Here is a 13,293-nt window from a genome sequence, read left to right as displayed (position 1 = left end):
ACATAAATATTGCCGAGGAAACACTCTCTTATGGTTGCAACTCCGATTAAACCCAAATATGAGATCAAAGATATTAACCTAGCCTCTAAGGGAAAACAGCGTATTGACTGGGCAGGTCGTGAAATGCCAGTTTTACGCCAAATTCAAGAACGTTTTGCCAAAGAAAAGCCTTTTGCTGGTATTCGGATCGCGGCTTGTTGTCATGTCACCACTGAAACCGCTCACCTAGCGATCGCCCTCAAAGCGGGTGGTGCTGATGCTGTTCTGATTGCCAGTAACCCTCTCTCTACTCAAGACGATGTGGCTGCTTGTTTAGTGGCTGATTATGGCATTCCCGTTTATGCCATCAAAGGGGAAGATAACGCTACTTATAGCCGTCACGTTCAAACTGCCCTCGATCACAAACCTAACATTATTATCGATGATGGTAGCGATGTCGTAGCTACCTTAATTAAAGAACGTCAACATCAAATCAGTGACCTCATCGGCACTACGGAAGAAACCACCACAGGGATCGTTCGTCTTTTAGCCATGCTTAAAGATGGGGTTCTCACCTTTCCCGCGATGAATGTCAATGATGCTGATACCAAGCATTTCTTTGATAACCGCTATGGTACTGGCCAATCTACCCTAGATGGTGTTATCCGCGCCACTAATGTTCTGTTGGCGGGTAAAGTGGCTGTTGTCGCTGGTTATGGTTGGTGTGGTAAAGGGGTTGCTATGCGGGCCCGTGGCCTCGGTGCTAATGTAATCGTAACGGAAATTGACCCCGTAAGAGCGATTGAAGCGGCGATGGATGGTTTCCGTGTTATGCCCATGGCTGAAGCTGCTACTCACGGAGATCTCTTTATCACCGTAACAGGTAATAAGCACGTCATTCGTCCCGAACATTTTGAGGTGATGAAAGATGGGGCCATGGTTTGTAATTCTGGTCACTTTGATATTGAAATTGACCTCAAATCTTTAGGCGCGAAAGCTACTGATGTTAAGGAAGTTCGCAACTTTACCCAAAAATATACTTTACCTAGTGGTAAGTCTATTGTTGTCTTAGGAGAAGGCCGCTTAATTAATTTAGCTGCGGCTGAAGGTCATCCTAGCGCAGTTATGGATATGAGTTTTGCTAACCAAGCCTTAGCTTGTGAATATTTAGTCACAAATAAAGGCAAGTTAGCCCCTGGAATTTACAACATTCCTAAAGAACTCGATCAAAACATTGCCAGCTTAAAACTCAAAGCAATGGGTATTAGCATTGATACTTTAACCTCTGAGCAAGAAGAATATATCAACTCTTGGACAGTGGGAACATAAGCCCTGGTTAATACTTCTCATGGGGTGGGCATTGCCCACCTTTCTCTTTATTTATTTTTGGGTAAAGTCGTTTTAAAATTTTTGAATTATGGCTAAATTGTCAACGGAACTAGAAAAATATTTTTGGTCAGAAGACCGTTCTTCTGATGTTAAGTTAGGGGATATTCTCGAATTAACAGGAGAACGAATTTTTGGCTTTTTATTAGTCATTCTCTCCTTACCCTCTGCTTTGCCTGTTCCTGCTCCTGGTTATTCCACTCCTTTTGGCATTTTAATCTTTTTATTGGCGGTTCAAATGATTGCCGGATCTAAAATTCCTTGGCTGCCTGAAAAGATGAAAAAAGGGTCAATGAAACTGGAAACTGTGCAGAAGTTTATTAAAGCAGGTAATCCTTGGTTAAAACGCATTGAAGCAATCACTCGCCCCAGAATGACTTATATTTGTACCAGTGTTCCTGGTCGCGTTATCATCGGGGTTGCTATTTGTTTAATGGCTATTTCTATGATGATTCCTATTCCTGGAACCAATACTTTACCCGCTATAGGAATTTTTATAACTGCTTTTGGACTTCAAGAAGATGATGGCTTTATTAGTCTTGCTGGACTCGTTGTTTGTGTGATTGCGGGTATTCTTTCTACTTCAATTATTATGGCAGTAATTTGGGGAGGAAGTAGTCTTTTAGACATGATTAAAGAGTCTTTAGGTCGTTAAGTTTTAGATAGGGGATAGAGATTAATTTTTCATTAAATGTCTCTATCCTTTTTTTTAGTTATTTTTGACCTTTGATAAAATATTAGGTAACTACCTATTGCCCGACTACTTATGAATGTTAACGAAATTTTGAACACTATTTCTTCCCTTACTGAAGATGAGCAATATTTCATTGCTGATACTCTTAATAAAAGAATGCGTGATCTCAAGCGATCGCAGATTGCTGCTAGAGGTAAACAAGCTGAAGAAAATTATGAGCAAGGACAAGTTACATCTGGTACTGTGGCTGACTTAATGAGTGCTTTAGATGATGATTAAGATTGTCTGGGATGAGCCATTTTTAAAACTTCTCAAGAAATGGAAAAAGCTGAAACTTCTCGATTATCAGGAATATTAAAATTATATCAATCAGGTTTCAATATCTAACCACAACCCAGGGAATATTTGAGAGAAAATTGTACCATCGGCATTAGGCTCAAGTTGAATATATTCCCCATTATTTAATCTAAACCAATCGAATTGACGGTCATGAACTCGCCACACTAAATATTCTTGCAGAGGCTCGGCATGACTTTCAAATCTTAATGGAGATGCCATATAAACTATTCCTTCAATTAGTTCGGCTTTTTGATGCTGGGGCATTGCCTGATAACGACGCTCAAACTCAATACGGGTTAGTTTATCGCCGTTTTCTAATCTCGGAATTAGTTCGGTGGTCGAAGCTATATTAGCAGCTATCATAAGCTTTTTTGGCTCTGGGTAGTCTGGTGGCATTATCCTCTCATTTTAGCGTTAATTTCAGACAGAATCTCACAGGGAATCTAGGGTTAACAATTTATTCAATTCATCAATCCTTGCCCACAAGGTAACTAGATGCTAAAATTATGGATAAATAAGACTGATTTTTTGAAGTCGATGCCAGCTAAAGATATTTTTCATGACGCAGTTACAAAAGGATTGGAAAAAGAAGGTTGGATAATTACAGATGACCCTTTGAGGATTGAAGTTGGTGATGTGGAAATGTATATTGATCTCGGTGCAGAGCAAGTTTTAGCCGCTGAAAAAGCCGGAGAAAAAATAGCGGTGGAAATTAAGAGTTTTATTGGTACATCCAATATTTCTCAATTTCATCAAGCTATTGGACAATTTTTTAATTATCGTGTGGCACTAGAAGAACAACAGCCAGAACGAGTTTTATATTTAGCTGTTCCTTCAGGCATTTATTACTCTTTCTTTCAATTGCAATTTATCAAAACAGTTGTTGAGCGTTCCCAACTCAAAATCATAATTTATGATCCGATTAAGGAGGTAATTGTGCAATGGAAAAACTAGAGCAATATCGCAATTATGTACAACAAGTTATCACAGAATATGCTCAGTTAAGTTCAGCTAAGGATGAAATTGAACAACAATTGATTTTTGATATCTCTGGCGATCATTATCAGTTGATGTATGTTGGTTGGAAAAACAGACGACGGCAGCATGGTTGTGTTTTGCATTTGGATATTAAAAATGGCAAGATTTGGATACAACATGATGGAACTGAGATTGGTATAGCAGATGAATTAGTTAAATTAGGAGTACCAAAGGAAGATATTGTTTTGGCATTTCATGAACCTTTGCTCAGACAATATACAGGTTTTGCTGTTGGTTAGGTTAATCTCAGACAAGATCTTACCGACAATATTAGGTTGATAATTGTTAGAAAAATCTTCACAAATAGCTTAAGATCCTACTAACTTAACCCAGAATCAACTCCAACTTATCAACCCTTCATCACCCTTCTCGTAAAACATAACCAACTCCTCGAACCGTATGAATAAGACGTTTATGACCTTCACTTTCTATTTTTAAACGCAAATAACGAATATAAACCTCAATCACATTAGACTCTCCCTGAAAATCTTCTCCCCAAACATTTTCTAAAATTTTATCCCTCCCTAAAACTTCTTGAGGATGAGACATAAAATACTTCAAAAGTTCAAATTCTTTCATGGTTAAATCAATCACTTTCTGATTAATAAAAAGTTGCCTAGTTGTCAAATCAACAATCACATCCCCAAATTGCAATTGTTCTTTAATCACTTTCGGAGGAGTCAAATAAAAGCGAACTAATTTTAATAGAGTTTGGGTATAATCCGTTTTTAATAAAAAATCATCGGCCCCAGACTCCAAACAAGTCACCCTTTCTTCGACGGTTTCTCGGTCAACCAACATGATCACAATCACCGAGTTTCCCATCTCTCTCAACTGACGACATAACCCTAAACCAGCTTGTCCCGTCCCCTGACGATTAATCACCACCATCCCAGGTTGATAATTCTTAATCGCTTCTAAAGACTGAGACACATCTGCGATCGCAATAGGAGTATAACCCCCTTCCCTTAAATCAAGACAGACTCGTTGACTCAAAGGTTCATCTAATTGTACAAGCAGAATACAAGGATTTAAGCTCATTGATTTTGATCTGGGAAAATTTCTGTTACGACACGCTCTTGACGATTACTATTAGTAACGATAATGTTCTTATTATTCAATGTACCGACGGCTTTTTCTCCCGTCAGATTAAATTGCGGATTGTGTTGTTCATAAATCACATTCCCAACCGCTTCAATAGTTTGAGATGCCATATTCCAGGTTAAATTATTGGCGTACAATTTAGCTTCATTGCTTTGACTAGACCCTTGCACCCCACCTTTAAGATAGGCAATATTTTGGGCAAATTCAACCTGTGCTTGATTCCCTGTAATCGTAACATTATCTTGATAGTGAATCAGTTTAACGGGTTTTTCTGACCGAACTTGACGGGTTTTATAGTTCCAAATAATTTCATTGCTGGCCACTTGTACCGGAGGTTTAACTGACTTAAATTCAATATTCTCTTTGATGACAACTTGTTTTTTATCCAAATGTACGGTAGCACGGTTAGCAGTTAAATTATCCGTAATAATTTTATTTTGAAACCTGGCCAATTTTAACAAGCGATCGGCGATAATAGTTTGTTTCGGAATTTCCCAGATTAAATGTTCCGTTTTTAACAGTAAGCTTTTCTTTTCAGAAGTTCCGACAATTTGCCCCGTTAATTCTAATTTTTGTTCACGGGTATTATATTTCCCTTCTTTGGCAGAAACTTCAAGTTGTGGATGAGAACCCTTTAAGTCTTTCCTAACGATCAATAAAGAGTCTTTTGGCCGCCATTCTACTTCCTGACTGCGAATTACCGCTTTATTGCGGGGATCAACTGCGAGAATATTCTTCTTGAGGAAAATTTCTGTGCCGTCGCGGTAAATTTCACCCTGATCAGCCTTAATTTGCAAAACAATCTTCCCGTCTTGGAAAATATTGCCTTTGACTGCGGTTAAATTCGCTTTTTTGCGATCGGGACTGTATTTCGCTTCGTCCACCTGAATTTTCCAAATAAGTTTTCCTTCCTCATTAGATTGTTCTAAGGTGGCATCATTGAGCATTAAACTGGTTTCGTTTCGGGTTTCCTCGGCCTGACTGTCTGGTTTTTTTTCAGCTTGTTTACCGGATTGACAAGCGATCAAACTGAGTAATAGCAGCAGCACTCCCCCTTTTAGTAGTCCATAGTGCAGGGAATGCTGTTGTTTGAATGTATTGTATTGGTTCATCACCTTCTTTGATCAATCAGATGTGTCCCTATTACTCTAACGCTATCGTTGCTTATTTTGATCGAGAAGACCAACTCCCGAATAACTGTTATAAGATGACAAATTAGGTTTTGGGTTTTTTTGGATATCCTCTTTGATTTGATCAAGATCAATGTAACGATCTGCCACATTAATTAGACTATCACTGGTCATGGAACGAAGGCTAACCACTTCAATGCGGGCCCCGCGATAACTAACGGCATCAGCAGCATAGGCTAAATCTCCATCTCCACTGACGATCACGGCCGTATCATAGGCCCCCACTAAGGCCATTAAATCAACGGCAATTTCCACGTCTAAATTAGCTTTTTTGGAACCATCAGGCAGTTGAACTAAGTCTTTAGCAATAACACGATAGCCGTTGCGTCGCATCCACAGCAAGAACCCTTGTTGTTTTTCGTTGCTGCGATCTACCCCCGTATAGAAAAAGGCTCTTAATAAGCGAGATCCCCCCGTGAGGCGATAAAGTAGCTTAGTATAATCAATCTCGATGCCCAATTGTAGCGCAGCGTAAAATAAGTTAGAGCCATCGATAAAAATGGCGACTCGTCCCCGATTTTCTAATACTTGTTCTGCTGTAAAAATAGAATTGTCTTCAAAATCGTCAAACATTGTTGTTATACCTCGTTGATCATCAAAAAAGGATGGGTTGTGAAAGTTATTTGTCAGTTCAGGTTTGTATTTCATGAGATTTGAGATGGTTTTAACACAAAAATCGGAAAAAAACTTTAATTTTTAGTTTTTTAAGAGCTTTCCTCCGACGGAAGCTCAAGTTTTGCAAAAATGGGCTGAGGTTTAGGTAGGTTTTGATTGGCGGTAATTTTTCCCCATTGACTATGTTGGTTAAAGGGTGCAATCTGAGGGAGGTTATCCCCCTGATTAAAGTCTATAGAAAAACCTAATTGTTGGTAGATTTTGCCACTCAGATTGGGAATAATGGGAGCGAGTAAATAAGCAGCAAGGCGCACTGATTCTAACACAGCGTATAGAATCCTTTCCACTTCGGGCTGTTGTCCCTCTTTAAATAAACGCCAAGGGGCCTGTTCATCAATGAATTTATTACCGGCCCGAATTAACGTCAAAATTTCCTCACATCCCTCGTTAAATTTTAAGGTTTCATAGGCATTAACCACCCGTTCCCCTAGGTCTAACCCAATGGTTTTTAGGGGATGACCTTGAGGTAAATCCGCTGCTGTCAAAGCAGGTATTGACCCTTGACAGTATTTTTGCATCATTCCTAATGTGCGATTAAGAAGATTTCCTAAGTCATTGGCCAAATCAGCGTTAAGAATGTTAACAAAACGGGTTTCGTTAAAATCACCATCCTTCCCACATTCTATCTCTTTTAAGAAATAGTAGCGCAGGCCATCCGCACCATAATTATCTACTAACTTAAATGGATCTAGGGTATTTCCTAAGCTTTTCCCCATTTTTTGCCCATCTTTTGTTAGAAACCCATGACCAAAAATTCTTTGGGGTAAGGGCAGTTTTGCTGACATCAACATGGCTGGCCAATAAACAGCATGAAATCGTAAAATATCTTTACCAATTAAATGCAAATTAATGGGCCACCACTGAGAAAGCGCATTATCTAAGGTGGGGTCTTGTTCTGGTTCGAGTAAGGCGGTAACATAGGCTAAAAGCGCGTCAAACCACACATAAATGGTATGTTTGGGGTTTCCAGGAACAGGAAAGCCCCATTCTAAATTGACGCGAGAAATAGAAAAATCTTGTAATCCCTGACTAACAAAGTTTATGACTTCATTGCGACGGCTTTCTGGTTCAATAAATTGGGGATTTTTCTGATAGAGTTCTTCTAGTTTTTCTTGATATTTAGATAATCTAAAAAAATAGTTTTCTTCATCGCGCCATTCGGCTTTTTTATTGGGATGAAGGGGACAACACCCATTTTCTAATAATTCCCGTTTTTCTTTAAATTCTTCGCAAGGGACACAATACCATCCCTGTTGCTGGGCTAAATAGATGTCACCATTCTTCTCAACCCGTTCCCAAAATTCATTGACAATAGCTTGATGACGGGGGGCGGTTGTGCGACTAAAGCGATCATATTGAATATCCAATTTTTGCCAGAGGGACTCGAAACTGGACACTATCTGATCACAATGTTCTTGGGGAGGTACTCCTTTTTCTTGGGCTGTTCGTTGGATTTTCTGCCCATGTTCGTCGGTTCCGGTGATTAATAGGACTTTTTCTCCCTTTTGTCGCTTATGACGAGCGATGACATCGGCGATCATCGTTGTATAGGCACTGCCGATGTGAGGGACACCATTTACATAATACAACGGGGTCGTTAGGGAAAATTTTAAAGGGTTTGTTTTTTCTAGGGTCATCTAAATTTATCAGATTTCAATAAAAAGTGTCTCTTGATATGGTTGGGTATGGCGAAAGAGATTGCTAATAATTTATTTTAGCTGTTTTTTTCTCTATCATTCCTTTAGTATTAACTGATTTTTCTATCTTCCATCAATAAAAATATTCTTAAGGTGTCTTTATTAAGAGAATTTAAGGAAGTATAAAGATAATTCAAGTAAACCGTTTAAAAAAATTTTTTTGTGATATGAACGGAGAAATAAACAAAAGAAAATGGGAAAGGGGATAATCCTTGTCCCAACTTCTGTTAGAATGGTTAATGGCTTGTCGAGGAGAGGTGGCAGAGTGGTCGAACGCGCCCGACTTGAAATCGGGTTTGGTGAAAGCCAACGTGGGTTCGAATCCCACCCTCTCCGTTTTTATCCCCTGACTACCGTGGGGTCAATTCATGAATTGACCCTACCAACACACTCAATATCTACAGGCGTTACGTCAGTCCTGTGTTAAACCGCTTGAGGTTGTCCTTGAGGTTGAAACTGGAACAGAGAATAGACAACATTGCGACGAATATCGATCATCATCTCTAAGAACATTTCATAACCCTCCTGTTTGTATTCAATCAGGGGATCTTTTTGTCCGTACCCTCGTAACCCAATGGACTCCCTTAAAGCATCCATTGATTGTAAATGTTCTCGCCATAATGTATCAATTTGCTGCAAAATAAAGAAGCGTTCGGCCTCTCGCATTAAACCAGGACGTACCTTATCCACTTCATCTTCTTTAATATCGTAGGCTTTGCGAACCTCCTCATGAAAGAAAATTTTCATTTCACCCACTGTCATATCTTCCATGTCTTTCGTGGTGATATCTTGCAGCAGATAGACGAATTCCTTAACCTTATTGACTAGGTTTTCCATGTCCCATTCTTCGGGAGGTAATTCAGGGTTAACGTAAGCCTCAACAATTTCATCCATTGTTTTTTCTGCATATTGCAACACCTGTTCTTTGAGATCTAACCCTTCCAATACCCGACGACGTTCCGCATAAATGGCCCGACGTTGGTTATTCATTACCTCATCATATTCAAACACCTGTTTACGGGTGTCATAGTAGAAAGTTTCTACTTTTTTCTGGGCCCCTTCTAGGGAACGGGTCAACATTTTTGATTCAATAGGCATATCTTCTTCCACTCGGAAGGCATTCATTAACCCGGCCACGCGATCGCCGCCAAAGATTCTTAACAAATTATCTTCTAAACTTAAGAAGAATTTGGTAGATCCTGGGTCGCCTTGTCGTCCGGCCCGTCCCCGTAACTGATTATCGATCCGACGGGACTCATGGCGTTCAGTTCCCATCACATGAAGGCCGCCTAATTCCACCACTTCATCATGTTCTTTATCCGTCAAAGCATCATATTCTTTGCGAATGGCCTTATAGACTTCCCGTAATTTTTGAATCACTGGATCATCCGTGGGGGCCTTTTCTGAAGCAATAGCAATTTTTTCTTCCGCTTCTAATTCAGACAAGCTTTGTTGTCCATATTCTGTCACGGCCAATTTAACCGTTTCTTTCAGCAAATTTTCTGTGTCTTGTGAGAGTTTGGTGGGAAAAATATCTGCTGAGGGTTGCCATTTTTTCTTTTTCTTATCCTTGCCAAACCCTTGAGGACGACGACTATTTCCCCCCATTCCAGCCATTAGGTTATCATCTTCTGGTATGACAATTTGTGGCATGAGGTATTCCCGAATTTTCAGACGGGCCATGTAGTCAGAGTTCCCCCCTAAAATGATATCTGTTCCCCGTCCTGCCATGTTGGTAGCAATAGTAACAGCCCCTTTTCGTCCTGCTTGGGCGACAATTTCTGATTCCCGTTCTACGTTTTCTGGTCGGGCATTAAGGATATTATGGGGAATATTTTTTTGTCGTAGTAAAGCAGCAATGACCTCTGATTTTTCAACGCTGGTGGTTCCTACAAGAATAGGACGGCCCATAGTATAGAGTTCATCAACTTCGTTGGCCACTGCTTGCCATTTGGCGGGTTCCGTTTTATAGACCACATCAGGCAGATCATACCGTTGAGAGGGCCGGTTAGTGGGAATAATGGTTACTTGCAGGTTATAGACTTTTTCCAGTTCCGTTTCTTCAGTTTTGGCGGTTCCGGTCATGCCTGAGAGTTTAGAATATAACAAGAAAAAGTTTTGATAGGTAATGGTGGCTAGGGTTTGAGTTTCGCGTTGAATGGGAACCCCTTCTTTAGCTTCGATCGCTTGGTGAAGTCCATCACTCCAACGCCTTCCTGCTAATACCCGTCCGGTAAATTCATCAACGATGACCACCTCTTTATTTTTAACGATATAATTCACATCTTTGGTGAATAATTCTTTAGCTTTGATGGCATTAAAAATATAGTGGGCCCAAGGATTTTCTTGATCATATAAATCTTGAACACCAAGTAATTGTTCAGCCTTTTCAAAGCCTTGATCTGTCATTAAAACGTTGCGGGCTTTTTCGTCTACTTCGTACTCTTTAGGGTCGTCTTCTGATTCTTGGCTTTCGAGTTGTTTGGCAATTTCAGAGGCTTTAAGATACTTTTCTGTAGGTCTTTCTACTTGCCCAGAAATAATTAAGGGGGTACGGGCTTCATCAATTAAAATTGAGTCAACTTCGTCAATAATGCAGTAATTCGGGGGACGTTGTACGACTTCGGCCATGGAGGTAGCCATGTTATCCCGTAAATAATCAAAGCCTAATTCACTGTTGGTTGTATAGGTAATATCACAAGCATAGTTTTTCTTGCGTTCTTCGGGGTTCATTCCTGACTGAATGAGTCCCACAGTTAACCCTAAAAAACGGTGTACTTGTCCCATCCATTCTGCGTCACGACGGGCTAAATAGTCGTTGACGGTAACAACATGAACGCCCCTTCCTGTGAGTCCATTCAGATAGGCGGGAAGGGTGGCTACCAGGGTTTTTCCTTCCCCTGTCTTCATCTCGGCAATTTGCCCTTTATGGAGAACCATACCACCGAGTAATTGTACATCAAAATGACGCATCCCTAGGACACGGATACCCGCTTCTCGTACCACAGCAAAGGCTTCCGGTAGGATTTCGTCTAAAATATCCTCTAATTCCTCATCATTGTTGGCTTTATCGAGGGCTTCCCTAAATTCGACGGTTTTTTGCCTCATTTGCTCATCAGACAAGGCTTGAATATCTTCTTCGAGCAGATTAATATCTGTAACAAGGGGTTGAAATTTCTTAACTTTTCGGGTGTTAGGATCACCAAATAGGGCTTTAAGCATAGGTGTTTTTTTATGATTTATTTTACCGCAATCTTGGGCGATGGCTCTTATAATTGTATCATTTTGGGTTTTGACCTCAGTATTTTCCTGGGTTTTTGGGATATTTTAAGACCTTTTCTCCTCACCGCCTCATCCCTTGAACCGTCATCTGGGCTTCATTAAGTAACTGATAACCAATGCGAAACAATTCTTGACCTGTATGTAGATGAGAGTCATCATAATTACAGGAAAACCAGTCTAATTCGTCAATGCCGTCCCCTACCTGATTTAAACAATAATAAAGCGCAGCAGCCACTTTAGCTAATTTGGGGGGATTTGCTTGGGAGGAAAAAATATGTTTTGCTTGTTGTAATTGGCTGCGACATGAGCGTAAATAATCTTGAAACACTGCTATTAATTGATCGTCAAAGGGATCGGCTGCTAAAGCATCAATTTGATCATTTAAACGATAAATGATCCGAGAAACTAAGCGTTCAACAGGCTGGTAAACATTTTTTAACCATTCATCAAGCAACCCTACTGATGCTTGTTCGGCTGCTCGATGACGTTGATAATAATATTGGGCCTCGGCTGTGCGCTGTTGTCGTTGGGACGAGGGATAGTTAGGGATAATTCGCTGATCATAACTACGCCGCTGATGAGGATCACCTAACACCTCATAAGCGGCATTGATCCGAATAATCTGATCGTGGTTAGCGGTTTTACTCTGGCTATCAGGATGGAATTGTTTGGCTAGCCGCCGATAAGCCTGTTTAATTTCTGTTTGGCTGGCACTTTGACTGATTTCGAGGATTTGGTAATGGTTAGTAGATGTCATGACAGTCTGGACAAGAGGACAACAGCGGCTAACCCTTTCCTCAATTCATCATCGCTAACTGAGGCGGTTCTAAGTCTTGGAAAAGGGGTGTACTTAAGTAACGTTCGCCGAAACTGGGTTGAATCATTACAATTAGTTTACCGATATTTTCGGGGCGTTGTCCAACTTTTATCGCCGCGCATAAGGCGGCCCCTGTGGAAATACCGGAGAGTAACCCTTCTTCCCTGGCCAGTCGTCTACCATAATTTATGGCTTCTTCATCTGTAACTGTCACTACTTCGTCAATTAATTCGACTTTGAGGACTTCGGGAATAAAACCAGCCCCAATACCTTGAATTTTATGGCCTCCTGGTTTACCTCCTGATAAAACGGGACTATTTTCCGGTTCAACAGCGATCGCCTGAAAGGTGGCTTTTCGTTGTTTAATGACTTCTGCTATTCCGGTAATGGTTCCCCCTGTCCCTACTCCAGCAATTAAAATATCTACCCGTCCATTAGTATCTTCCCAAATTTCCTCGGCGGTGGTTAAACGATGAATTTCAGGGTTAGCTGGATTATTAAATTGTTGCAACATATAAGCATTGGGCAAGGTGTCTACTAATTCTTGGGCCCGACGAATACAACCACTCATTCCCTCACTGCCTGGGGTTAATTCTAATTGGGCCCCATAAGCTTTTAACATGGCCCGACGCTCTTTACTCATGGTTTCGGGCATGGTTAAGATTAATTTGTAACCTTTGGCGGCGGCGGCCATAGCTAAGGCGATACCTGTATTGCCTGATGTGGGTTCTACTAACAGGGTTTTGCCAGGAATAATTAATCCTTCCCGTTCGGCTGCATTGATCATATTAACCCCAATCCGGTCTTTAACCGAGGCGGCAGGGTTCATTCCTTCTAATTTCACCACAATTTGAGCTACACAGCCCTCTGCTTGGGGAATGCGATTTAATCGCACAAGGGGAGTCCGACCAATTAATTCTGTAATATCGTGGGCAATTTTCATTCTTCTTTTAGTGGGTATTATTTAGCACTTGTTCTTTGGTTGTAGTCCCTGATGCTGAGGTTGACAGGATTTTTTATCCTTTCTTTATCTCATCTCACTTTATCTTTGATACTCCGAAACCAAAAAACCCTACCTAATGGCAGGGCTTA

The 13,293-nt window shown here is 40.5% G+C and carries 12 protein-coding genes, 1 tRNA gene and 1 pseudogene; 6 read left to right on the top strand and 8 right to left on the bottom strand.

All coding sequences use genetic code 11. From position 1 onward, the window contains the following. The first annotated feature begins 30 nt into the window (after positions 1–30). From ahcY to VB691_RS11325, 3 genes are all read left to right on the top strand, one after another. On the top strand, positions 31–1,308 hold the full coding sequence (ahcY, locus tag VB691_RS11335) for an adenosylhomocysteinase (protein ID WP_323291599.1): 1,278 nt from the start codon (positions 31–33) through the stop codon (positions 1,306–1,308). An 88-nt stretch (positions 1,309–1,396) separates the two neighbouring features. Then, positions 1,397–2,020 (top strand): exopolysaccharide biosynthesis protein, encoded by a 624-nt coding sequence (locus VB691_RS11330; RefSeq protein ID WP_323291598.1) that lies wholly within the window; start codon positions 1,397–1,399, stop codon positions 2,018–2,020. Positions 2,021–2,131: 111 nt separating this feature from the next. Continuing rightward, entirely contained in the window at positions 2,132–2,338 is a 207-nt protein-coding gene (locus VB691_RS11325) for a hypothetical protein (RefSeq protein WP_323291597.1), read from the top strand. A 99-nt stretch (positions 2,339–2,437) separates the two neighbouring features. Here VB691_RS11325 and VB691_RS11320 read toward each other — a convergent pair. Next, a pseudogene (locus tag VB691_RS11320) lies at positions 2,438–2,761 on the bottom strand (hypothetical protein); the annotation flags it as partial. 174 nt (positions 2,762–2,935) lie between these two features. Here VB691_RS11320 and VB691_RS11315 point away from each other — a divergent pair. Together VB691_RS11315 and VB691_RS11310 are read left to right on the top strand one after the other, a co-directional pair. Continuing rightward, complete coding sequence (locus VB691_RS11315) at positions 2,936–3,352, top strand: XisH family protein (RefSeq protein ID WP_323291595.1); 417 nt, start codon at positions 2,936–2,938, stop codon at positions 3,350–3,352. After that, positions 3,340–3,675, top strand: coding sequence for a XisI protein (locus VB691_RS11310; protein WP_323291594.1), 336 nt, complete (start codon positions 3,340–3,342; stop codon positions 3,673–3,675). The genes VB691_RS11315 and VB691_RS11310 overlap by 13 nt, the downstream gene beginning before the upstream one ends. Positions 3,676–3,796: 121 nt before the next feature. Here the strand turns inward: VB691_RS11310 and nblR are convergent, their stop codons facing one another. From nblR to metG, 4 genes are all read right to left on the bottom strand, one after another. After that, positions 3,797–4,477 carry a response regulator transcription factor NblR gene (gene nblR / locus VB691_RS11305; RefSeq protein ID WP_323291593.1) on the bottom strand — a complete coding sequence of 227 codons (681 nt, stop codon included), beginning with the start codon at positions 4,475–4,477 and terminating at the stop codon, positions 3,797–3,799. After that, positions 4,474–5,652 (bottom strand): LPS export ABC transporter periplasmic protein LptC, encoded by a 1,179-nt coding sequence (gene lptC, locus VB691_RS11300; protein WP_323291592.1) that lies wholly within the window; start codon positions 5,650–5,652, stop codon positions 4,474–4,476. The genes nblR and lptC overlap by 4 nt, the downstream gene beginning before the upstream one ends. 42 nt (positions 5,653–5,694) lie before the next feature. Further along, a complete protein-coding gene (locus VB691_RS11295; RefSeq protein WP_323291591.1) occupies positions 5,695–6,303 on the bottom strand; it encodes an NYN domain-containing protein in 609 nt (202 codons plus the stop codon). 131 nt (positions 6,304–6,434) lie between these two features. Then, on the bottom strand, positions 6,435–8,042 hold the full coding sequence (gene metG / locus VB691_RS11290; RefSeq protein ID WP_323291590.1) for a methionine--tRNA ligase: 1,608 nt from the start codon (positions 8,040–8,042) through the stop codon (positions 6,435–6,437). A 311-nt stretch (positions 8,043–8,353) separates the two neighbouring features. Here metG and VB691_RS11285 point away from each other — a divergent pair. Next, a tRNA-Ser gene (locus VB691_RS11285) sits at positions 8,354–8,438 on the top strand. An 87-nt stretch (positions 8,439–8,525) separates the two neighbouring features. On the opposite strand, the gene secA is transcribed toward VB691_RS11285, so the two are convergent. The 3 genes from secA to cysK form a co-directional block, all read right to left on the bottom strand. After that, complete coding sequence (secA, locus tag VB691_RS11280; RefSeq protein WP_323291589.1) at positions 8,526–11,324, bottom strand: preprotein translocase subunit SecA; 2,799 nt, start codon at positions 11,322–11,324, stop codon at positions 8,526–8,528. Between the two features lie 121 nt (positions 11,325–11,445). Continuing rightward, positions 11,446–12,141, bottom strand: coding sequence for a J domain-containing protein (locus VB691_RS11275; protein ID WP_323291588.1), 696 nt, complete (start codon positions 12,139–12,141; stop codon positions 11,446–11,448). 40 nt (positions 12,142–12,181) lie between these two features. Next, positions 12,182–13,144 (bottom strand): cysteine synthase A, encoded by a 963-nt coding sequence (gene cysK / locus VB691_RS11270; RefSeq protein ID WP_323291587.1) that lies wholly within the window; start codon positions 13,142–13,144, stop codon positions 12,182–12,184. Positions 13,145–13,293: the final 149 nt, after the last annotated feature.

This window comes from Crocosphaera sp. XPORK-15E, assembly GCF_034931425.1.
Taxonomy (GTDB): domain Bacteria; phylum Cyanobacteriota; class Cyanobacteriia; order Cyanobacteriales; family Microcystaceae; genus UHCC-0190.
Note: the sequence above shows the minus strand (reverse complement) of the source record. Positions and strands in the feature narration are given on the sequence as shown.

Bases quoted from the DNA above. Each gene is read 5' to 3' on its own strand.
- ahcY (WP_323291599.1), top strand. From the start codon at position 31: ATGGTTGCAACTCCGATTAAACCCAAATATGAGATCAAAGATATTAAC.
- VB691_RS11330 (WP_323291598.1), top strand. From the start codon at position 1,397: ATGGCTAAATTGTCAACGGAACTAGAAAAATATTTTTGGTCAGAAGAC.
- VB691_RS11325 (WP_323291597.1), top strand. From the start codon at position 2,132: ATGAATGTTAACGAAATTTTGAACACTATTTCTTCCCTTACTGAAGAT.
- VB691_RS11315 (WP_323291595.1), top strand. From the start codon at position 2,936: ATGCCAGCTAAAGATATTTTTCATGACGCAGTTACAAAAGGATTGGAA.
- VB691_RS11310 (WP_323291594.1), top strand. From the start codon at position 3,340: ATGGAAAAACTAGAGCAATATCGCAATTATGTACAACAAGTTATCACA.
- nblR (WP_323291593.1), bottom strand. From the start codon at position 4,477: ATGAGCTTAAATCCTTGTATTCTGCTTGTACAATTAGATGAACCTTTG.
- lptC (WP_323291592.1), bottom strand. From the start codon at position 5,652: ATGAACCAATACAATACATTCAAACAACAGCATTCCCTGCACTATGGA.
- VB691_RS11295 (WP_323291591.1), bottom strand. From the start codon at position 6,303: ATGTTTGACGATTTTGAAGACAATTCTATTTTTACAGCAGAACAAGTA.
- metG (WP_323291590.1), bottom strand. From the start codon at position 8,042: ATGACCCTAGAAAAAACAAACCCTTTAAAATTTTCCCTAACGACCCCG.
- secA (WP_323291589.1), bottom strand. From the start codon at position 11,324: ATGCTTAAAGCCCTATTTGGTGATCCTAACACCCGAAAAGTTAAGAAA.
- VB691_RS11275 (WP_323291588.1), bottom strand. From the start codon at position 12,141: ATGACATCTACTAACCATTACCAAATCCTCGAAATCAGTCAAAGTGCC.
- cysK (WP_323291587.1), bottom strand. From the start codon at position 13,144: ATGAAAATTGCCCACGATATTACAGAATTAATTGGTCGGACTCCCCTT.